The organism is Dactylosporangium sp. NPDC000521 (assembly GCF_042898305.1).
Classification (GTDB): domain Bacteria; phylum Actinomycetota; class Actinomycetes; order Mycobacteriales; family Micromonosporaceae; genus Dactylosporangium.
Genome location: NZ_JBIAYW010000003.1, coordinates 330,554 through 350,981, shown reverse-complemented (window position 1 = coordinate 350,981; position 20,428 = coordinate 330,554). Strand labels below are relative to the sequence as shown.

The window sequence follows — 20,428 nt, the reverse complement described above, 5'->3', positions numbered from 1 at the left end:
GCCGACCTCGCCGCCGAGGCCGCTGACGCCGAAGCTGACACCATCGACGAAGTCGCCGCCGAAGAGGTCGCCACCGACGACGAACCCGCCGCCGACCTCGCCGCCGAGGCCGCTGACGCCGAAGCTGACACCATCGACGAAGTCGCCGCCGAAGAGGTCGCCACCGACGACGAACCCGCCGCCGAAGCCACCGCAGACGACGACGCCGAAGGAGCCGAGACGGTCGAAGAGGTGGCAGCCGACGACGCCGACGACGCTGCCGGCGAGGCGGAGGCGTCCGAGGACGTGGCTGCTGAGGACGACGCCGCCACCGACGCCGTAGTGGAAGAGCCCGCAGCCGAGTCGGACTCCGACGACGAGCCGGAAGCCGTGGCCGATGAGGCCACCGACGACGAACCCGAGGCGGTTGCTGACGAGGTGGCTGCCGATGAGGAGGCTGCCGAGCCTGAGGCGGTCACCGAGGACGGGCCGGCTGCCGACGAGGCCGACGCTGCTGGCGATGAGGCCGACGCTGCTGGCGATGAGGCCGAGGCCGCCCTCGAAACAGAGGCCACGGACGACGAAGCCGGCGACGAAGCTGCCGAACCCGAGGCAGAGGCCACCGTCGAGGACCAGGCAGTTGCCGAGGACGAGGCCGCCGAGCCTGACGCGGAGGCCACCGTAGAGGACGAGGCAGTTGCCGGCGGCGACGAGGCCGACGAGCCCGACGCGGAGGCCACGGTCGAGGACGAGGCTGCCGATGCGGAGCCTGAGGCCGAAGCGGCGGTGGACGACGAAGCTCCCGCTGTCGAAGCGGCCGCCGAGGACGAGGCCGGCGAGGAGCCGGAGGCCGAGGCCGTCGTCGAGAGCGACGAGGTCGCGGCGGAGCCGGAGGCTGAAGCAGCCGCCGAAGAAGGTGCCGCTGAGGACGAGGCCGGCGGCGACGAAGCTGCCGAGCCCGACGCCGAGGCCGCGGTCGAGCACGTCGAGGACGAGGCCGTCGAGAGCGAGCCGGAGGCCGAGGCCGCCGCGGAGGACGCGGACGGTGACGGCGCCGAGGACGTCAACCTGGTCGCCGACGTCGACGAGGTGAGCGCCGACGAAGAGCCCGCCGCAGAAGCCGCAGCCGACAGCGACGACGAGCCCGCTGCGGAAGCCGACGCCGACAGCGACGAAGACGAACCCACCGCCGAGGCTGACGCTGAGGTCGAGGCTGACGCTGAGGTCGAGGCTGACGCTGAGGCCGAGGCTGAGGCTGAGGTCGAGGAGCCGGGCACAGTCGAGGAGGACGACGCCGAGGTCGAGCCTGCCGCTGCGGTGGAGGAGGCTGGAGCGGAAGACGCTGCGGGCGAGGTCGAGGAGATCGCGGCCGAGGTTGCGGACGGCGATGACGCTGAGGGCGAGACCCCGGCCGATGTCCTGGCCGACGCGATCGAGGCAGGGGTCGACAACACCGACGACGAGGACGGCAGCGCCGGTGACGTCAACCTGGTCGCCGACATCGACGAGCTGACCGCCGACGAGGTGAGCACCGACGAGGTGAGCGCCGACGAAGAGCCGGCCGCAGGGGCGGAAGCCGACAGCGGCGACGAGCCCGCCGCGGAAGCCGACGCCGACAGCGACGAAGACGAGCCCACGGCAGAAGCAGACGCGGACGCGGAAGGTGACGAGGACGACGACGAGCCCGTCGCGGAGGCCGACGCGGAGGACGAGGACGAGGACGCGGACGCGGACGACGAGCCGGTCGCGGAGGCCGAGGCTGAGGACGAAGGCGACGACGAAACCGTCGAGCCGGTGGCCGAGGTGGAAGCGGACGACGACGAGGAGCTCGAGTACGCGACCGCTGGGCCCCTCCCGCTCCGCCCCGGTGACCTCGCCGAGCAGCGGATCGTGCTGTGGAAGCCGAAGCGGGCGGACAAGTTCCGGTCGCGGCTGGTCAAGGCGGAGTCCAAGTTCGTCGACGACCCGGTGAAGGCGCTGACGCGGGCGTCGGCGGTGGTGAGTGACGCCATCGAGACACTTGCCGAGAAGTTGCAGGAGCAGCAGCTGGCGATCGACCCGCACCGGACGGCCAAGAACCCCGACACCGAGGCGCTGCGGGTGGCGTTGCGGCAGTACAAGGAGTTCCTGGAGCGCGTGCTCGCGTTGTGACGAGAAGCGCGAAACGGGGCGGACCGCAGACATCGGTCCGCCCCGTTTCGTGTTTGACGCGCGTTCAAGATTTCATCTACCGTTGAGTTCATCAACCGTTGAGTTCCAGGGAGTGACCGGAGGAATCCAAGATGGCCAACGCGATCGAGGTCGAACACCTCGTCATCGCGCGGGGCAAGCGGCGGGTGCTGCACGACTTCACCTGCACGGTGCCCAGCGGGAGCGTCACGGGACTGCTCGGACCGAGCGGCAGCGGCAAGACCACGTTCATGCGGGCGGTCGTCGGCGTGCAGAAGATCGTCAGCGGGACGGTGACGGTGCTGGGGCATCCGGCGGGGTCGAGGCCGCTGCGCGACAAGGTCGGCTACCTGACGCAGGCGCCGAGCGTCTACGCGGACCTGACCGTCCGGGAGAACGCGCGGTACTTCGCCTCGCTGTACGGGCTCGGCGCCGCCGCTGCGGACGAGGCCGTGTCCGACGTGGGGCTGAGCCAGGCCAAGGACCAGCTCGTCGGGACCCTGTCGGGCGGTCAGCGGGCCCGGGCGTCACTCGCCTGCGCGATCGTGAGCAAGCCGCAGCTGCTCGTGCTGGACGAGCCCACCGTCGGCCAGGACCCGGTGCTGCGAAACGAGCTGTGGCAACGGTTCCACGCCCTGGCGAAGGCCGGTTCGACGCTGCTGGTGTCGAGCCACGTGATGGACGAGGCGGGCCGCTGCGACCGCCTCCTGCTGATCCGCGAGGGGCTGCTCATCGCCGACGAGTCGCCCGCCGCCGTTCGGGAGCGGGCCGGCTCGGATGACCTGGAAGAGGCGTTTCTGCGACTCGTACAGGCGCAGGAGACGGAGAAGGAGAAGGTGGCCTGACATGTCCGCCCGTTTGACGTTCGCGACCGCCGGGCGCATCCTGCGGCAGCTCCGCCACGACCGGCGCACGATCGCGTTGATCCTCGTCGTGCCGACGGTGCTGCTCACGCTCCTGCGCTACCTGTACGACACCAATCCCCAGCTGTTCGACCGCGTCGGGCTCATCATGCTGGGCGTGTTCCCGCTGGTGATCATGTTCCTGTTGACCAGCGTGGCGATGCTCCGCGAGCGCACCACCGGCACGCTGGAGCGGCTGCTGACCACACCGATCGGCAAGGTCGACATCCTGCTCGGCTACGGCATCGCGTTCGCCGTCGCGGCCGCGGTGCAGGCGGCGATCGCGTCGGCCCTCGCGTACCTCCTCCTCGGCCTGGACACGCTCGGGCCGGCGTGGCTCGTGGGCGTGATCGCGGTCGGCAACTCCGTGCTCGGCATGGCGCTCGGCCTGCTGGTCAGCGCGTTCGCCAACAGTGAGTTCCAGGCGGTGCAGTTCATGCCGGCGGTGGTCCTGCCGCAGGTGCTGCTCTGCGGGCTGCTGCAGCCCCGCGACCAGATGGCCGGTTGGCTGCAGGCCATCAGTGATGTTCTTCCCATGTCGTACGCGGTGCAGGCGCTCACCGAGCTCGGTGCGCACACCGAACCGACCGGCGTCATGTGGAGGGACCTCGGCATCATCGTCGGGTGCGTGATCGTGGCACTCTTGCTCGGGGCGGCGACGTTGCGCCGGCGCACCCCCTGATCGAACACGGCACGACGGGAAGAAGGCTCATGGCACGCACCGGACGACGCCCCGGCAACCAGGACACCCGCCAGGCGATCCTGAGTGCCGCCCGCGAGGCGTTCGCCGAGCGTGGCTACGACGGGGCGTCCATCCGCCAGATCGCCACCAGCGCCGGGGTCGACCCGGCGCTGGTACACCATTACTTCGGGGCGAAGGACAAGCTCTTCCTCGCCACGATGGACGCGCCGATCGACCCCGGCGAGATCGTGCCCAAGGTCTTCGAGGGCGGCCTCGACGACGTCGGCGAGCGGCTCATCCGCACGTTCCTCGGCGTGTGGGACTCCCCCGCCGGCTCGTCCGCCGCGGCCCTGTTCCGCAGCGCGATGCAGCACGAGTGGTCGGCGCGGATGCTGCGCGAGTTCCTGGTGAGCCAGATCCTGCGCCGCGTGGTCGCGCAGCTCAAGCTCGACCCCGCGGAGGCCCCGAAGCGCGCCGCCCTGGTCGCGTCGCAGATGGCTGGCCTCGTCATGGTCCGCTACATCCTGAAGATCGAGCCGATGACGACCATGTCGCAGGACGAGATCGTGTACAGCGTGGCGCCGACCATCCAGCGCTACCTCACCGAGCCCCTGCCGGCCATCGCACCGGCCTCGAAGCGCTGACCGCCACGCCGGGCCTCGAAGCGCTGACCGCGGAGCGCCGGCTCGGCTACTCGTCGACGTCGGCGCAGTGGTACCTCGCCTGCGGGGTCAACAGCAGCGCCACCAGCACGCCGGCGCAGCAGACCGGCACGACCGCGAACGGCAGCGGGGCCGGCAGCAGCCACGTCAGCAGCGGCGCCATCGCCCCGACGAACGCCCAGAACACCAGGCTGGCCAGCCACGCCCAGTGCTCGCCCCGCTTGATCCGCATGCCGAGGAACACGAGCACCACCGCGAGGGGAAACAGGAACAGCACGGCGTTGAAGAACAGCACGAAGTCCAGGTAGCCGGTGCCGCCCTGGTTGGCCGGGTCGACCTGCATCCCGGACAGCAGCACGCCGAACGCCGTCAGCGCGAGGGTCAACATGACGCCCCCGATCGCGTTGAACCCCGTCACCGCGACCCGGACCTGCATCGGCACGTATCGACGCCTTACGGCTGGCACACCGCCACTCTAGGCCCTCCGCCGCAGTTCACCACCCCCGACGCGCGGCCTCCCGTCGATCCCCGGCAGCATGCACCACCCCCGGCGAACCCACCGCGACGAGCCGCGGGCCGCACAAGCCGCCGGGCACGACCCGCCGGGCCGCCAGGCGCGCGGCACACGAACTGGCGGGCCGCACGGCCGCACGAGCCGCGGGTGGCCGGTGTCAGCGGGTCTGTTCGAGCCACGACGCGTACAGGCGGCCGTAGATCGAGTCCGGATCGGCGACGAGCTCGGCGTGCGGGCCGCGCTGCACGACACGCCCCTTGTCCACCACGATGACCTCATCGGCGCTCTGCGCGGTCGACAACCGGTGCGCGATCGCGATCGTCGTCCGCCCCCTGGTGACCGCGTCCAGGGTCCGCTGCAGCCGGACCTCGGTCGCCGGGTCGACGGCGCTCGTGGCCTCGTCGAGCACCAGCAGGTCGGGGTCGGCGACGTACGCGCGGGCCAGCGCCACCAGCTGCCGCTCACCGACCGACAACGCCTCCCCGCGCTCGCCGACCTCGGTCCGCAGGCCGTCGCTGAGCCCGTCGACCCAGTCGAGCAGCCCGAGCTCGGTGAACGCCAGCTCCAGGTCCACGTCACTCAGGTCCGGCCGGCCGAACCGCACGTTGTCGGCGACCGTCGCGTCGAACAGGAACCCGTCCTGCGGCACCATGACGACCCGGCTGCGCAGCGAGCTGAACCGCACCTCGGTCAGCGGCACCCCGGACAGCAACACCTCGCCGGTGGTCGGGTCCATGAGCCGCGTCAGCAGCTTCGCGAACGTCGTCTTGCCGCTGCCCGTCTCCCCGACGACCGCGACCCGCGTACGGGCGGCGACCGTCAGATCGACGTCGGTCAGCACCTCCGGCCCGTCCGGGTACGCGAAGTGCACGTGGTCGAACCGCACGTCGACGGCGCCTTCGGGCAGGTCCCGGCCGTCGTCACCGGGGTCCGCGACGTCCGGCGACGTCTCGATGATGTCCAGGACACGGCGCCAGCCCGCGATCGCGTTCTGCGCCTCGTTGAGCACCTCGGTCGCGACCTGCACCGGCTGCACGAACAGCGTCGCCAGGAACAGGAACGCGGTCAGCTGGCCGATGGTGAGCTGCCCGTCCACGCCCAGCAGCGTGCCGACCACGACGACGCTGCCGAGCGCCAGCCCCGCCGCCAGCTCGCCGAAGCTCATGCTGACCACGTTGTTGGTCTGCGCCCGGAACTGCGCCCGCCGGCTGCGGTCGATCGCCGTGTCGAGCCGCTCCGCGGTGCGGTGCTGCACGCCATACGCCCGCACGACCGAAGCCCCGACGACGCTCTCCGCGATCGCCCCGAGCATCGCCCCGATGCTCTCCCGCACGTCCAGGTACAGCACGCTGAGCCGCCGCTGGAAGTGCCGCACCACGAACACCAGTGGCGCGAACGCGAGGATCACCACCAGCGTCAGCTGCCACGAGTAGAAGACCATGACGCCGGTCGTCACGAGGAGCTGCCCCAGGCTGATCAGGAAGATCAGCCCACCGAACTGCAGGAACTGGCTGATCTGATCCACGTCCCCGGTCACCCGCGAGACCAGCGCCCCGCGCCGCTCCGACTGCTGGTGCAGCATCGACAGATCGTGAATGTGCCGGAACGTCCGCGTGCGGACCCCCGCCAGCGCCGTCTCCGTGACCGTGAACAGCCGCACGTTCATCATCGCCGCGCTGAGCATCGTCAGGAACAGCACCCCGGCCGTGATCGCCACGATCGTGGTGAGCACCCCGACGTCGGGCCCACCCGGCGCCCGCAGCCCCTTGTCGATGCCCTGCTGGATGGCGACCGGCACCGCCACCCGGCCGGCCGTCGCCAGCACCGCCAGCCCGAGCGTGCCCGCCAGCCCGGTGAACAGCTCCGGCGACAGGCTCAGCCCGCGCCGCAGCACCCCCACCTTCGGCGCCCCGCCGGCCTTCGCCTGCTCCGCCGCCTCAGCAGTCGCCGCCGTCATGCCGACACCTCCGCCGTCCTTGAGCACCGACCAGACCCGAACCCGACCCCACGCACCCCAGCCCCTCCGCCGCGACCGCGCATCACCCCGGCCGCACGCCCGGCCCGCCGGGCGCGCCCCGGACCAGACACCCAACCCACCACCAGCCGAAGTCTCTGCCCAACCGACCCGCGACAACCACCACCGCCACGAAGCCCGCTCACAGACCCCGCCGAACACTCAAGGCGCGGGCCACGCCCCGGACCACACACCCCAGACTCGACGGCCCCGCATCGCTGACCTGCCAGGACGACGCTGCCCAGACGACCCTCGCGGCGCCCCCGGACCGGCAGGCCAGCACGGCCCCGGCCGGAACAACCGTGCGCCCTCATGGCGCCGCCGACACCGCGCCCGCGAACAGACCCCAAGCCGGCGACACCTTCCGCGCGACCGCTGACCGCAGCACCGCGTCCGCGAACAAGCCCCGAACCGACGGCGCCTTCGCAACGACCACCGACCGCAACGCCGTCGAAGCCCCGGTGATGCGGACGAGACCCGACCGCACGACCCGTCTCCCCGGCGACCCCCAAGCCCGTCACTTCACCGCGCTCCCGCACCCAGCCGCCCGCAGCCCGCCGCGCCGGCCACACCACCGGCCCGACCCGGTCGCCGGCACCTGCCGCAGACGGACCCGAAGCCTCAAGCCGTCCGACCGAACCGGCCAGACTGCACGCCGCCCCCTCCGGCACGTGCCCCCACCGGGACCAGCCAGCCGCCGGTGTCACCACGGCAAAGCCGGCGTCCGCGGCGACCACCGGACGAGCTGAAGCGCCCGGACGGGCCGGGGCGAGCGCGGAAACCATCATGCGGTCACGGACTCCTCGTCGTCGAAGACGTGCTCGCGTTCCTTCTCGGCCTCGGCCTTCTCATACGCGGTGACCAGGTCGGCGTAGCCGGGGACGGTGGCGAGGAGGTCGGCGTGGGTGCCGCGGGCGGCGACCCTGCCCCGCTCCAGCCAGACCACCTCGTCGGCCAGGGCGATCGTGGCCCGCCGGTACGCGACCACGAGGATCGACGCCTGCCGGTCGTCGTCGCGGCGCAGCGCGGCGAGGATCGCGGCCTCGACGCGCGGGTCGACGGCGCTGGTCGCGTCGTCGAGCACGAGCAGGCGCGGCGCGCCGGCCAGGGCGCGGGCGATCGTGAGCCGCTGCCGCTGCCCGCCGGACAGGGACGTGCCGCGCTCGCCGACCTTCGTGTCGAGCCCGTCGGCGAGCTGGTGGATGAACCCGTCGGCCTGGGCGAGGCGCAGCGCTGCCCAGGCCGCCTCGTCGTCGATGGCGTGGCCGGCGGTGGTGGTCCGGTCGAGCGTCACGTTGCCCCGGACGGTGTCGTCGAAGACGAACGGCACCTGGGCGACCAGCGCGACCGTGCCGACGAGCGCCTCCTGGCTGAGGTCGCGGGCGTCGACGCCGTCGACCCGGACGGTGCCGGTGTGCGGGTCGACCAGCCGGGCGGCGAGCGCGGCGATCGTCGACTTGCCGGAGCCGGTCGAGCCGACGAGCGCGACCGTGCGCCCCGCCGGCACGTCGAACGTGACCCCGCTCAGCACGTCGCCGCCCCGGTTGCCGTCGGCGTCGGCGTACGCGAAGTGCACGTCCTCGAACCGCAGCGCCGCCGGCTTGTGGACGTCCGGCAGCGTGGTCGTGCCATAGGCCATGTCGCCCTCGGCGTCCAGCACGTGCCGGATCCGCTCCCAGCCGACGACGCTGCGGGGCAGCTCGGCGAGCACCCAGCCGATCGCCCGGACGGGGAACGCGAGCACGGTGAACAGGAACGCGACGCTGACCACCTCGGCCACCTCGACGGCGCCCTGGCGGAACCGCAGGCCCCCGACGACGAGCACGGCCAGGGTGCCGATGCTCGGCAGCGCGTCGAGCACCGGGTCGAACATCGCCCGGACCCGCCCGACCTGGATCGTGGCGTCGCGCAGCTCGATGGTCTTCGCCGAGAACCGCTCGGTCTCCGCCGCCTCCCGGCCCATCGTCTTGACCACGAGCGCGCCGTCGAAGCTCTCGTGCGCGACCTCGCTCACCTCGGCGCGCAGCTGTTGCGCCTTCGCGACGCGGGGCGCCATGCGGCGCGAATAGGCGACGTTGACCCCGAGCAGCGTCGGGAAGATCGCGACGCCGACGAGCGCCATGGCCCAGTCGGTGGCGAAGAGCGAGACGATCGCGGCGACGAGCATGACGACGGTGCCGACCGCCATCGGGAACGGCGCGATCGGATACCACGCGGACTCGACGTCGGCGTTGGCATTGGACAGCAGCGTCCCGGTCGCGTGCCGCTGGTGCCACTCCAGGGGCAGCCGCAGGTAGCGCCGGGTGACGGCCTGCCGGTAGCGCGCCTGGAGGCGGAACTGCATCGCCCCGGCCCCGAGCCGCCGGCCGAAGATGCCGAGGATCTTGCCGAGGCTGACCGCGAGGATCGCGACGCCGCCGAGCAGCAGCGTGCCGAGCGTGACGTGCCGCTGGTCGATCGCGGGCAGCGCGATCTCGCCGACGACCCGCCCGGAGACGAACGCGGTCGCGATGGTCAGCAGGCTGAACACCACGCTGCCGGCCACAGAGATCGCGAACACGTGAGGCTCGTCACGGACGGCCCGGCCGAGCACCCACAGCCCCTTGAGGAGCACCTTGCCGCTGGTCACATCCGCCCTCCGTAGCGTCGGGCCGGTAAGTCGCCCCGACCGTCTGCAACCTTACCGACGGCGTACGACAGAAACCGGCTCTGCCGGAACCCGACTAGCGTTACGTGTATGACTTCATTCGCGCGGGCAGAGCGCCTGGCGCTCGCCGAGACGCTCCTGGCCGCGGGTCCCGACGCGCCGACCCTCTGCGACGGCTGGGCGACCCGTGATCTCGCCGCGCATCTCGTGCTGCGTGAGCGCCGCCCCGACGCCGCGGCCGGCATCCTGCTGAAGCCGGTCGCCGGGCACACGAAGAAGGTCCAGGACCGCCTCGCCGCGGGTGACTACGCGCAGCTGGTCGGCAAGGTCCGCAGGCCCGCGCTCTGGGTCAGGCCCGCCTTCGCCGAGGAGGCCGTCAACATCACCGAGTTCCTCATCCACCACGAGGACGTGCGGCGGGCCGTCCCGCAGTGGACCCCGCGCACGCTGGACGCGGCCTACGAGCAGGCCGTGGCGAAGCGGCTCAAGGCGGCCGCGAAGCTGTCCGCGCGACGGTTCCCGGCCGCGGTCACCGTGCAGGCCGCGGGCGGGGAGCCGTTCACTGTCGGTACAGGCGGAGAAGCGCTACGGGTGCACGGGAAGCCCTCGGAGCTGCTCCTGTTCTTCACCGGCCGCCAGGCGCACGCCGACGTGACCGTCACCGGCCCCGATGCGATCGCGGAGCGGCTCAGAACGGCGCGGCTGGGACTCTGAGTCTCGAATCTGGCCCCAGGCAACGGGATTCGGCGTTCCACTACGTTTCGGTTTCGGGTCTAGCCGGTAACACGACAGACCCTTTACCCTCCAGTAACCGACGGGACGTGATGCCAGTCACCGTTACGTCCACGCCAGCCCGGAGGCGCCCCACATGACCCAGACCCAGCGGCTCGAACTGCCCTACCGCTCGATCCCGGACATGTTCCTGCACCGTGTGGCCGAGACCCCCGACAAGCGCGCGTTCGGCAAGCCCGCGGCCGACGACGCCGGCGACCCCGCCTGGCTCACCTGGCGCGAGGTCGACGAGCACGCCCGCGCGATCGGCGCCGGCCTCACCACGCTCGGCGTGCGCCCCGAGGACCGCGTCGGCATCCTGGCCAACACCCGCCTCGACTGGATCCTCGCCGACCTGGGCATCATGCTCGCCGGCGCGGCCACCACGACGGTCTACCCGACCACCGAGCCCGAGGACGCCGTCTACATCGTCGCCGACTCCGGCTCGAAGGTCCTCTTCGCCGAGGACGCGGCGCAGGCCGCCAAGCTCGACGGCGCCGACCTGCCCGACCTGGCCGCGATCGTGCTCCTCGACGGCGTCCCCAACGGCGGCGAGCAGAAGAAGACCCTGTCCCTCGCGCAGCTGGAGGCCGCCGGTCGCGAGGCGCTCGAACAGGACCCCGAGCTCATCACCCGCATCGTCGCCGGCATCACCGGCGACCAGCTCGCCACCCTGATCTACACGTCCGGCACGACCGGCCGCCCCAAGGGCGTCGAGCTGATGCACGCCGGCTGGGTCTGGCAGGGCTACACGCAGGTCGACATGGGCCTGCTGACCGCCGACGACCTGCAGTACCTGTGGCTGCCGCTGTCGCACTCGTTCGGCAAGACGCTGCTGTGCGGGATCGTGTACGTGGGGCTCCCGACGTACGTCGACGGCCGCGTCGACAAGCTCATCGACAACCTCGGCAAGATCCAGCCGACGCTCATGTGCGCCGCGCCCCGCGTCTTCGAGAAGGTCTACAACCGGGTCGTCACCGGCGCGCAGGCCGACGGCGGCGCCAAGTGGAAGATCTTCACCTGGGCGATGAAGGTCGGCAAGCAGGCCTCGGCGGAGCGCCTCGCCGGCCGGCAGCCCGGCGGCATGCTCAAGGTCCAGGCCGGCATCGCCGACAAGCTGGTGTTCAGCAAGCTCCGCGCCCGCCTCGGCGGCCGGATGCGCGCCATGGTCTCCGGCTCCGCACCGCTGTCGAAGGAGATCGGCGAGTTCTTCTTCGCCGCCGGCCTGCCGATCCTGGAGGGCTACGGCCTGACCGAGACGTCGGCGGGCTCGTTCGTCAACCGTGAGGCGTCCCCCCGCATCGGCACCGTCGGCCAGGCCCTCGGCGACCTGGAGGCGAAGCTCGACACCGACGGCGAGATCCTGCTCAAGGGCACCCCGATCATGCGCGGCTACCACAACCTGCCAGACGAGACCGCCGCGTCGTTCACCGAGGACGGCTGGTTCCGCACCGGCGACATCGGCGAGTTCGACGCCGACGGCTACCTGCGCATCACCGACCGCAAGAAGGACCTCATCAAGACCTCCGGCGGCAAGTACGTCGCGCCGAGCCACATCGAGGGCCTGTTCAAGTCGGTCTGCCCGTACACCTCGCAGTGCGTCGTGGTCGGCCAGGCCCGCAACTACGTCACGATGCTCGTCACCCTCGACCCGGACGCCATCAAGGGCTGGGCCGACGGCACCCCCCTCGCCGGCAAGCCCTACGACGAGATCGCCGCGTCACCCGAGGCGAACGCCCTGGTCGAGGGCTACGTCAAGGAGCTCAACACCAAGCTCAACCGCTGGGAGACGGTGAAGAAGTTCACCATCCTCAGCCGCGACCTGTCCATCGAGGACGGTGAGCTCACACCGTCGCTCAAGGTCAAGCGCCGTGTGGTCGAGAAGTCCTTCGCCCCGGACATCGACCGCATGTATGCGGGGTCGCTCGCCGAACTCTGATCACACCCCACAGTGTCATGGCCTCCGGGAACCGCCATCCCGGAGGCCATGACGCTTTCCAGACCCGAAGAGCAGGACCAAGTGCAAGAGCATGGCTCCGGTCCGTCGTGCGCACGGCCGTCGCTGCCGTCAGCGCCCCCTCGTGATCCGGAAGACTTCTGGTCGCCAGAGCAGCAAGAAGTCTTCCGGATCACGGAAGCAGTGGGTCAGGCGACCACGACCGGGGACGACCAGGCGTGGCGGCGGGGGCGGTCCAGGTCGGCGCGCGCGGCGGCCAGCCTGCGGACCGCTTCGACGAGGTCGGCCTCCGGCAGCGTGTACGGCAGCCGCATGAACCGCTCCATGGTGCCGTCCGCACCGAAGCGGGGCCCGGGGGCGACCCGCACTCCGAGCTCCTCGGCCGACCGGGCCAGGGCGCTGGAGACCGGCGCGTCGAGCTCGACCCACAGCACCATCCCGCCGCCGGGCAGGACGAAGCGCCACTCCGGCAGCTCGGCGCGCAGCGCGGCGGCCAGGGTGTCGCGGCGGGCGAGCAGCTGCCGGCGGCGGGCCGACACGATCTCCGACCGGCGGCGCAGCAGCTGGACGGCGACGAGCTGGTCGAGCACCGGCGACGCCATGTCGACCCCGACCCGCGCCGCAGCGAGCCGCGCGATCAGCGGCGCCGCCCCACGGACCCACCCGATGCGCAGGCCGCCCCAGTACGGCTTGCTCATCCCGCCGATCGTCAGCACCCGGGCGCTGCGGTCGAACGCGGCCACCGACGACGGCAGCGGGACGTCGTCGAGGGCCAGGTCCACGAACGACTCGTCGATGATGAGGTCGGTGCCGGCGGCGTGCGCGGCGGACGGCAGCCGCTCCCGCAGCGACGCCTGCATGAGGTGGCCGGTCGGGTTGTGGAAGTCGGGGATCAGGTACGCGACCCGCGCCTGCGCCGCCCTGACCGTCGACAGCAGCAGGTCCTCGTCCCAGCCGTCGGGACCGATCGCGTAGGCGCTGATCCGGGCGCGGCTGGCGGTGAACGCGCTCAACGCGTTCGGGTACGTCGGCGTCTCGACCAGGGCCCGCTGCCCGGGCGCGACCAGCAGCCGCAGCAGCAGGTCGAGGGCCTGCTGGACGCCGCCGGTGACCATGATCTGGTCGGGGTCGGTCGGCAGGCCGCGCTCCGTGTAGCAGTGCGCGATCGCCTCGCGCAGCACCGGCAGCCCCATCGGCTGGTAGCCGGCGCCGAGCGTGTAAGGGCCGAGCTCGGCGATCGCCTCGGTGGCCGCCTCGGTGAGCTCCGCGGGGGCGGGCATCGCCGCGCAGCCGAGGTCGATGAGGTCCGCGTCGTCGCTCGGCGTCCACAGCCCGGACGTGCCGACGCGGTGGCCGGCGGGCAGCGCCGTCCAGCTGCCGGCGCCGCGGCGGCTGCTGAGGTGGCCACTGTCGCGCAGCTCACGGTAGGCGGCGGTGACGGTGGTCCGGCTGATGCCGAGCGCCGCGGCGAGCTCGCGCTCCGCGGGCAGGCGGACACCGAGCGCCAGCCGTCCGTCGATGAGCAGGCCACGGACCGCGCTGGCGAGCACCACGTACTCGGGGCGGCGGCCGGCCGGCCCGCGCACGCCGACGGCGACCTGCCAGGCATTGAGCATGCGGGCCAGTTGCGCACCCCGGACGATCGCGGACAAGGCCAGTCCCCCTCAATTGGCTCTTTGCTTGTGACGGATTGGCCCTAGGGTGGCACGCATGGACGCCCCAGGCAAGACCAATCCCATCCCACTGCGCCACCGCTTCGGGCGTCGCTTCGTGCAGCTGCAGCTGGGTCTGCTGGTGTACGGGGTGAGCATCGCCCTCCTGGTGCGGGCCCATCTGGGGCTCGATCCGTGGGACGTGTTCCAGCAGGGCATCTCGAAGCGCACCGGGCTGAGCCTGGGCACCGTGGTCTGCGCGGTCGGCGCGCTCGTGCTGCTGCTGTGGATCCCGCTGCGCCTGCGGCCGGGCCTGGGCACTGTCAGCAACGTGGTGGTCATCGGCGTCACCGCCGACCTGACCCTGCGGGTCGTGCCGGACGCCGGCGCGTGGTGGCTGCGGGGCGCGCTGATGGTCGCCGGCGTGGTCCTCAACGGGGTGGCGACGGCGCTCTACCTCGGCGCCCGCATGGGGCCCGGCCCGCGCGACGGGCTCATGACCGGCCTCGCCGCGCGGTACTCCTGGCTGTCGATCCGGGTGGCGCGCACGTCGATCGAGGTGACGGTGCTCGCCGCGGGCTTCCTGCTCGGCGGTTCGGTCGGCGTCGCCACCGTCCTGTACGCGTTCGGCATCGGCCCGCTCACGCAGCTGTTCCTGCCGGTGTTCGCGCTCCGGGACCCCCGGTTGCCGGACCCGCGGCCGGACCCGGCGGCGGCTCCCGCCTGACGCGCACCGCGCCGAGCAGCACCCCGCCGAGGATGGCGGCGCCGCCGGCGGCGTCGTACCAGTGCAGGCGCTCGCCCAGCAGGAGCGCCGCCGACAGCAGCGCGAAGACCGGGGCCAGGGCCGCGAACGGGGCCACCGTCGCCGCGTCGTAGCGGGCGATCAGCCTGCCCCACACGCCGAAGCCGAACAGCGTGCTGAGGTAGGCGATGTACGCGATCGCGCCGAGAGCGGTCAGGTCCAGGCCGCGCAGGCTGCGCCAGACCGCGTCCGGCCCGTCGACGGCGAGGGTCAGCACCACCAGCGGCGGGGTCGCGACCGCGCTGACCCACACCATGAAGTTCAGCATGTCGGCGGCCTGCGCCTTGCGCATCGCGATGTTCGCCAGTCCCCACGCCGCACCCGCGGCAACGACCAGCAGAAACGCGCCGAGCGGCCGGTCCAGGCCGAGCTGCGAGGCGATCAGCACGATCCCCGCCCCCGACAGCGCCACCCCGGCGAAGCGCCGGCGGCCCGGCCGGTCTCCCAGCAGTACCATCGCGAACATCAAGGTGAAGACCACCTGGCTCTGCAGGACGAGCGCGGACAGCCCCGACGGCAGCCCGGCCGCCATCCCGGCGAAGAGCAGCGAGAACTTCACGACGCCGAGCGCCACCCCGGTCGCGATCACCCACCGCCACGGCACCTTCGGCCGCCCGACCAGCAGCACCGCGGGCAGCGCCGCCGCCCCGAACCGCAGCGCGCAGAACAGCAGCGGCGACATGCTGTCCAGCCCCACGTGGATCACCACGAAGTTCACGCCCCAGATCGCCGAGACCAGGATCGCCAGCGCGACGTCACGATGTTTCATGCGTCGATCGTCTGCCCGCATAACCGTGAAGCACCATCGAAAGGTTCTACATGGTTGTTGTAGCATCGCTTCATGCTTGATCTGCCGAGGCTGCAGGCGTTGCGGGCCGTCGCCGTGTTCGGCACGGTCACGGCCGCCGCGGGCGCCCTGCACTGCACCCCGTCGGCGATCTCCCAGCACCTCGCCAAGCTCGAGCGGGAGACCGGAAGCACACTGGTGGAGAAGGACGGCCGGCGGCTGCGGCTCACCGAGGCCGGGCGGGTCCTGGTCGAGCACGCCGGCCGGATCCTCGCCGTCGTCGAGGAGGCCGAGGCCGCGCTCGCCGCCCACCGGGAGACGGTGTCCGGGCACCTGAGCATCGCCTCGTTTCCGACCGCGTGCCGCGGGCTGCTGCCGCACGCCCTGCGCAGCCTCGCCGTCGACCATCCGCAGCTGGAGCCGACCCTGCAGGAGGGCGACCGGGAGTCGTCGTTCGACGGCATCCTCCGCGGCACCGTCGACGTCGCGCTCATCGACGAGTGGCTCGACATCCCGGCGACCTACCCCACCGGCGTCGCCAGCGTGGAGCTCGGCCTCGACGTCGGCGACCTCATCCTGCCCGTCGACCACCCGCTCGCCGGCTCGTCCGGCCCGGTCGGCCTCGACGCGCTGCGCGGCGAGCGGTGGATCGCCTCCAAGCCCGGCACCGTCTGCCACGAGTGGCTGCAACGGATGCTGCCCGGCGCCCGCCCCACGATCCTCGTCAACGAGTTCGAGACGCAGCTGACCTTCGTCGCCGAGCGCCTCGGCGTCGCGTTCATCCCCCGGCTGGCCCGCAGCACCCTCCCGCCGGGGGTCGTCGCGCGCCCCATCACCCCCGAGGCCGCCCGCCGTGTCAGCGTCGCCTGGCGTGCCGCCGCCGGCGGCCGTCCCGCGATCGCCGCGACCGTCGCGGCCCTGCGCGACGCCTGGTCACACCGCGACCACTGGCCCGCAGACCACGGCATTCACGTCGTATAACCGCAGCTCAACATGCTTTTGGCGAGTTAAACGCTCACTCACTCATTCATTTCTGCGAGTTTTCCCGGCGCCCCTTACATTGATGCTATGGCCATCTTCGGACGCACCCGTACTGCCACCGGCGCAGGCGTCCTGGCGACGCTGCTCCTCGTCCTGCTCTTCGGCAACCAGATCTTCTCGGAATGGGCCGACCGGCACGCGGACACCAGCACCGTGTGGGGCTGGTTCCTGCACCTGCTCACCTGGCCCCGCTGGTGGCTCGTCCCCCACGACGACTCCGGCAAGGCCGCCCGCGAGCTGCTCGCGAACGACCTGAAGGCCCTCCTCCTCGTCCTCTTCACCGCCCTCATCCTGGCCATCGCCGGCCGCTCCATCGTCACCGGCGGCGGCGCCTTCATCCTCGGCTGGGCATCGCTGATCTTCGGCGCCGCCCTCGCCGGCTTCGCCACCGACTTCCTGCTCTCCGACCCCACCCTGCTCGGCGCCTTCAACGCCGCCGCGACCGCCGCCGGCTACGGCCTCTTCGTCGGCTGGCTCGTCGGCATCGCCGTCACCACCGGCAAACGCGGCGACTGACCCGGCCCACGACGCGTGTGCGATCCACCCCGGTAGATCGCACATCGCCGCTCGAACGTCGAAGCCGGGCCGCTCGACCAGCCCTCATGCGCGCAGCGCAGGTCCGGAGCAACGCCGTGGTGCGCGGTCCACGGCCACCCGCTGGGGCACGCCGCGCGACGCGGACCACAGCAACCAACGGCTCTGGGGCACCCGCCGCAACCGCGACCTGGCAACCGCCCCTACGCCGCCCATCGGGCCGCTGCCGCCAACCACCCATGGTCCGGAACACTCCGCGCAACCACGGGCACAAAACCCCAGCCGGACCACGGCAATCCACAATCGGCCACCCGCCGTGGGAACGCCCCCGCCCAACCCGCCCCACGCCGATCCGCCAACCACCGGCGCAAACCCGACCGGACCGTGGCAAACCACAACCCGCCGCTCACCCCGGGAACGGCCCCGCCACTTCCGTGGAGGCGACCGACTCGCCCATCCGGCAAGGCCGTCCGCCCGCACCGCCAACTCCGTGGAAGCTGCCACTACGCCCCGGGAACGGCCCCGCCACCTCCGTGGAGGCGACCGACTCGCCCACCCGGCACGGCCGTCCGCCCGCGCCGCCAACTCCGTGGAAGCGACCACCACGCCCCGGGCGCGACCGGACCGCCCGGGGCGGTCACCGGCCGGCGAACCGCCGGGCGGTCGCCGGCGGGCCGGGCTCGCCCACCGTGGTCGTCAGCGGACGGGGTGGCCGGCGTCCCGGAGGGTGGTCTTGACGTCGCCGATGGAGAGGTCGCCGAAGTGGAAGACGCTGGCGGCGAGGACCGCGTCGGCGCCTGAGGCCACCGCCGGGACGAAGTGCTCCAGGGCGCCCGCGCCACCGCTGGCGATGACCGGGATCGTCACGACCGCGCGGACGGCCTTGATGAGCTCCAGGTCGAAGCCGTCCTTGGTGCCGTCCGCGTCCATGGAGTTGAGCAGGATCTCACCCGCGCCGAGCTCGGCGACCCGGGCGGCCCACTCGACGGCGTCGAGGCCCGCGCCGCGGCGGCCGCCGTGGGTGGTCACCTCGAAGCCGCTCGGCTGACCGGCGGCCCGGCGCACGTCCAGCGACAGCGTCAGCACCTGGTTGCCGAACCGTTCGGCGATCTCGGCGATCAGCTCCGGCCGGGCGATCGCGGCCGTGTTGACCCCGACCTTGTCCGCGCCGGCGCGTAGGAGGGTGTCGACGTCGGAGACGGCGCGCACGCCGCCGCCGACGGTGAGCGGGATGAAGACCGTCTCCGCGGTCCGGCGGACCACGTCGAGCATCGTGGAGCGCCCGTCGGACGAGGCCGTCACGTCGAGGAAGACCAGCTCGTCGGCGCCCGCGGCGTCGTACGCGGCGCCGAGCTCCACCGGGTCGCCGGCGTCGCGGAGGTTGACGAAGTTGACGCCCTTGACGACCCGACCCGCGTCGACGTCAAGACACGGGATGACCCGCACCGCGACGGTCATGACGGCTGCTCGGCCAGGACCTTGAGCGCCTCGGTGACGTCGAAGGCGCCCGCGTACAGGGCCTTGCCGACGATGACGCCCTCGACGCCGGCGGGTTCGAGCGCGGCGAGCTGGCGCAGGTCGTCGAGCTTGGAGACGCCGCCGCTGGCGATGACCGGCCTCTTGGTGCGGCCGGTGACCTCCAGCAGGAGGGTCAGGTTGGGCCCGGTGAGGGTGCCGTCGCGCATGACGTCGGTGACGACATAGCGGGCGCAGCCGGCGCGCTCCAGGCGGTCGAGCACCTCGAACAGGTCGCCGCCCTCCTTGGTCCAGCCGCGCGCGGCGAGCTGGTGGCCGCGGACGTCGAGCCCGACCGCGACCTGCTCGCCGTACGTGGCGCAGACGTGGTCGCACCAGTCCGGGTTCTCCAGGGCGGCGGTGCCGAGGTTGACCCGGGTCGCGCCGGTCGACAGGGCCGCCCGCAGCGAGGCCTCGTCGCGGATGCCGCCGGAGAGCTCGACCTGCACGTCGAGGCGGCGGACGACGTCGGCGAGGAGCTCGGCGTTGGAGCCCCGGCCGAACGCGGCGTCGAGGTCGACGAGGTGGATCCATTCGGCGCCCTGCCGCTGCCAGGCGAGGGCGGCCTCGAGCGGGTCGCCGTAGGTGGTTTCGCTGCCGGCGGCGCCCTGGACGAGACGGACCGCCTGGCCGTCGGCGACGTCGACTGCGGGCAGGAGCTGCAGGGCCATGGGTCAGATCCTTCGGTCCAAGACGAGCACGGTGAGCGCCGGGGTGGCGACGATGACGAGGGCACTGAGGCCGATCCGGGCCGCGACGGTGTCGACGAGCAGCCAGATGAGCGTGAGTGCCACCAGGACGAGCAAGATGATGACGGAGCGCTGGCCGCGGGAACGACGTGCGAAAAGCTTACCGGTCCGGCCGATCTTGACCTTCGGCACCAGCCGCCGGGCGGCGATCCGCCGGCGGCGGCGGCGCTCGGCCTTGAGCAGGCGCTCGGCCCGCTCCGCCTCCAGCACCGCCCGCCGGCGGGCGCGTTCCTTAGACAAGGCTGCCGAGCCAGTTGGACAGCAGCGTCGCCCCCGCGTCGCCGGACTTCTCCGGGTGGAACTGGGTGGCTCGCAGTACCTCGGACTCGAACGCGGCGACGAACGGCTCGCCGTGCACCGTGGTCGCGACCTGGATGCCCGCGGCCCGCTGGGCCTCGACGGGCGTGGGCGCGTAGGAGTGCACGAAGTAGAACCGGGTGTCGGCGGGCAGGCCGGCGCCCAGGACCGTGCCGGCGGGCCAGGCCACCGTGTTCCACCCCATGTGGGGCACGACCGGGGCCCGCAGCACGGTCACCGTGCCGGGCGCGAGGCCGAGGCCCTTGGTGACGACGCCGTGCTCCTCGCCCTCCTCGAACAGCACCTGCATGCCGACGCAGATGCCGAGCACCGGCGCGCCGACGCGGACCCGCTCGGCGATCGTCGGGCCGGCGCCGAGCTCGTCGATGCCGGCCATGCAGGCCGCATACGCCCCGACGCCCGGCACGACGAGCCCGTCGGCCCGGGCCGCCTTGCCCAGGTCGGACGTGACCTCGACCTCGGCGCCGACCCTGGCGACGGCCCGCTCGGCGGAGCGCAGGTTGCCGGAGCCGTAGTCGAGGATGACCACCTTCTTCATGCCGTCCCCTTTACAGCAGCCAGAGCAGCCCGCCGGCCGCGGCGACGGCGGCGAGCAGCAGCGTGATCACGAACGGCACCTTCGACGTGCTCTGCTGTCGCAGCGACAGCGCGCCACCCACCAGCAGCCCGGCGAGTGCGAAGAGCAGGACGCTCACCATGGGCCGGCCACCGGCCCGGCGCCGCGACCGGA

Annotated in this window: 18 protein-coding genes and 1 pseudogene; 9 read left to right on the top strand and 10 right to left on the bottom strand. The window is 72.3% G+C overall.

The genetic code is table 11. From position 1 onward, the window contains the following. From ACFY3L_RS11750 to ACFY3L_RS11735, 4 genes and pseudogenes are all read left to right on the top strand, one after another. Nucleotides 1-2,130: pseudogene (locus ACFY3L_RS11750) on the top strand (hypothetical protein); the annotation flags it as partial. Nucleotides 2,131-2,261: 131 nt separating this feature from the next. Further along, a complete protein-coding gene (locus ACFY3L_RS11745) occupies nucleotides 2,262-2,993 on the top strand; it encodes an ABC transporter ATP-binding protein (RefSeq protein WP_389321765.1) in 732 nt (243 codons plus the stop codon). Between the two features lies 1 nt (nucleotide 2,994). Continuing rightward, complete coding sequence (locus ACFY3L_RS11740) at nucleotides 2,995-3,732, top strand: ABC transporter permease (protein ID WP_389321763.1); 738 nt, start codon at nucleotides 2,995-2,997, stop codon at nucleotides 3,730-3,732. 29 nt (nucleotides 3,733-3,761) lie between these two features. Beyond that, nucleotides 3,762-4,376 carry a TetR family transcriptional regulator gene (locus ACFY3L_RS11735; RefSeq protein ID WP_389321761.1) on the top strand — a complete coding sequence of 205 codons (615 nt, stop codon included), beginning with the start codon at nucleotides 3,762-3,764 and terminating at the stop codon, nucleotides 4,374-4,376. 46 nt (nucleotides 4,377-4,422) lie between these two features. Here ACFY3L_RS11735 and ACFY3L_RS11730 read toward each other — a convergent pair whose 3' ends face one another. The 3 genes from ACFY3L_RS11730 to ACFY3L_RS11720 all read right to left on the bottom strand — a co-directional run bounded on the left by ACFY3L_RS11730 (nucleotide 4,423) and on the right by ACFY3L_RS11720 (nucleotide 9,536). Next, nucleotides 4,423-4,836, bottom strand: a complete 414-nt coding sequence (locus ACFY3L_RS11730) for a hypothetical protein (protein ID WP_389321759.1) — start codon at nucleotides 4,834-4,836, stop codon at nucleotides 4,423-4,425. A 229-nt stretch (nucleotides 4,837-5,065) separates the two neighbouring features. After that, nucleotides 5,066-6,865, bottom strand: coding sequence for an ABC transporter ATP-binding protein (locus ACFY3L_RS11725; RefSeq protein ID WP_389321757.1), 1,800 nt, complete (start codon nucleotides 6,863-6,865; stop codon nucleotides 5,066-5,068). 841 nt (nucleotides 6,866-7,706) lie between these two features. Next, on the bottom strand, nucleotides 7,707-9,536 hold the full coding sequence (locus ACFY3L_RS11720; protein WP_389322606.1) for an ABC transporter ATP-binding protein: 1,830 nt from the start codon (nucleotides 9,534-9,536) through the stop codon (nucleotides 7,707-7,709). 123 nt (nucleotides 9,537-9,659) lie between these two features. Here ACFY3L_RS11720 and ACFY3L_RS11715 point away from each other — a divergent pair, with 123 nt between their 5' ends. Both ACFY3L_RS11715 and ACFY3L_RS11710 read left to right on the top strand, forming a co-directional pair. After that, nucleotides 9,660-10,283: a TIGR03085 family metal-binding protein gene (locus tag ACFY3L_RS11715; protein ID WP_389321755.1), complete on the top strand. Its 624-nt coding sequence runs from the start codon at nucleotides 9,660-9,662 to the stop codon at nucleotides 10,281-10,283. Nucleotides 10,284-10,437: 154 nt separating this feature from the next. Further along, entirely contained in the window at nucleotides 10,438-12,279 is a 1,842-nt protein-coding gene (locus tag ACFY3L_RS11710) for an AMP-dependent synthetase/ligase (protein ID WP_389321753.1), read from the top strand. A 206-nt stretch (nucleotides 12,280-12,485) separates the two neighbouring features. Here the strand turns inward: ACFY3L_RS11710 and ACFY3L_RS11705 are convergent, their stop codons facing one another. Further along, nucleotides 12,486-13,949, bottom strand: a complete 1,464-nt coding sequence (locus ACFY3L_RS11705; RefSeq protein WP_389321751.1) for a PLP-dependent aminotransferase family protein — start codon at nucleotides 13,947-13,949, stop codon at nucleotides 12,486-12,488. Between the two features lie 58 nt (nucleotides 13,950-14,007). Between ACFY3L_RS11705 and ACFY3L_RS11700 the strand changes: the two genes are divergently transcribed. Further along, nucleotides 14,008-14,676, top strand: a complete 669-nt coding sequence (locus ACFY3L_RS11700; protein ID WP_389321749.1) for a YitT family protein — start codon at nucleotides 14,008-14,010, stop codon at nucleotides 14,674-14,676. On the opposite strand, the gene ACFY3L_RS11695 is transcribed toward ACFY3L_RS11700, so the two are convergent. Next, nucleotides 14,591-15,523 carry an EamA family transporter gene (locus ACFY3L_RS11695; RefSeq protein ID WP_389321747.1) on the bottom strand — a complete coding sequence of 311 codons (933 nt, stop codon included), beginning with the start codon at nucleotides 15,521-15,523 and terminating at the stop codon, nucleotides 14,591-14,593. The genes ACFY3L_RS11700 and ACFY3L_RS11695 overlap by 86 nt on opposite strands. 72 nt (nucleotides 15,524-15,595) lie before the next feature. Between ACFY3L_RS11695 and ACFY3L_RS11690 the strand changes: the two genes are divergently transcribed. Both ACFY3L_RS11690 and ACFY3L_RS11685 read left to right on the top strand, forming a co-directional pair. Beyond that, nucleotides 15,596-16,522, top strand: a complete 927-nt coding sequence (locus tag ACFY3L_RS11690; protein WP_389321745.1) for a LysR family transcriptional regulator — start codon at nucleotides 15,596-15,598, stop codon at nucleotides 16,520-16,522. 87 nt (nucleotides 16,523-16,609) lie between these two features. Beyond that, nucleotides 16,610-17,098 carry a hypothetical protein gene (locus tag ACFY3L_RS11685; protein WP_389321743.1) on the top strand — a complete coding sequence of 163 codons (489 nt, stop codon included), beginning with the start codon at nucleotides 16,610-16,612 and terminating at the stop codon, nucleotides 17,096-17,098. A 714-nt stretch (nucleotides 17,099-17,812) separates the two neighbouring features. Here the strand turns inward: ACFY3L_RS11685 and hisF are convergent. From hisF to ACFY3L_RS11660, 5 genes are read right to left on the bottom strand one after another with little or no spacing between them, the layout of a single operon-like run. After that, complete coding sequence (hisF, locus tag ACFY3L_RS11680) at nucleotides 17,813-18,574, bottom strand: imidazole glycerol phosphate synthase subunit HisF (protein WP_389321741.1); 762 nt, start codon at nucleotides 18,572-18,574, stop codon at nucleotides 17,813-17,815. Beyond that, entirely contained in the window at nucleotides 18,571-19,302 is a 732-nt protein-coding gene (gene priA, locus ACFY3L_RS11675) for a bifunctional 1-(5-phosphoribosyl)-5-((5-phosphoribosylamino)methylideneamino)imidazole-4-carboxamide isomerase/phosphoribosylanthranilate isomerase PriA (RefSeq protein ID WP_389321739.1), read from the bottom strand. The genes hisF and priA overlap by 4 nt, the downstream gene beginning before the upstream one ends. Nucleotides 19,303-19,305: 3 nt before the next feature. Next, entirely contained in the window at nucleotides 19,306-19,620 is a 315-nt protein-coding gene (locus ACFY3L_RS11670; RefSeq protein WP_389321737.1) for a hypothetical protein, read from the bottom strand. Then, nucleotides 19,613-20,236 (bottom strand): imidazole glycerol phosphate synthase subunit HisH, encoded by a 624-nt coding sequence (gene hisH / locus ACFY3L_RS11665; RefSeq protein ID WP_389321735.1) that lies wholly within the window; start codon nucleotides 20,234-20,236, stop codon nucleotides 19,613-19,615. The genes ACFY3L_RS11670 and hisH overlap by 8 nt, the downstream gene beginning before the upstream one ends. A gap of 10 nt (nucleotides 20,237-20,246) precedes the next feature. Next, nucleotides 20,247-20,396 (bottom strand): hypothetical protein, encoded by a 150-nt coding sequence (locus ACFY3L_RS11660; protein ID WP_389321733.1) that lies wholly within the window; start codon nucleotides 20,394-20,396, stop codon nucleotides 20,247-20,249. Nucleotides 20,397-20,428: the final 32 nt, after the last annotated feature.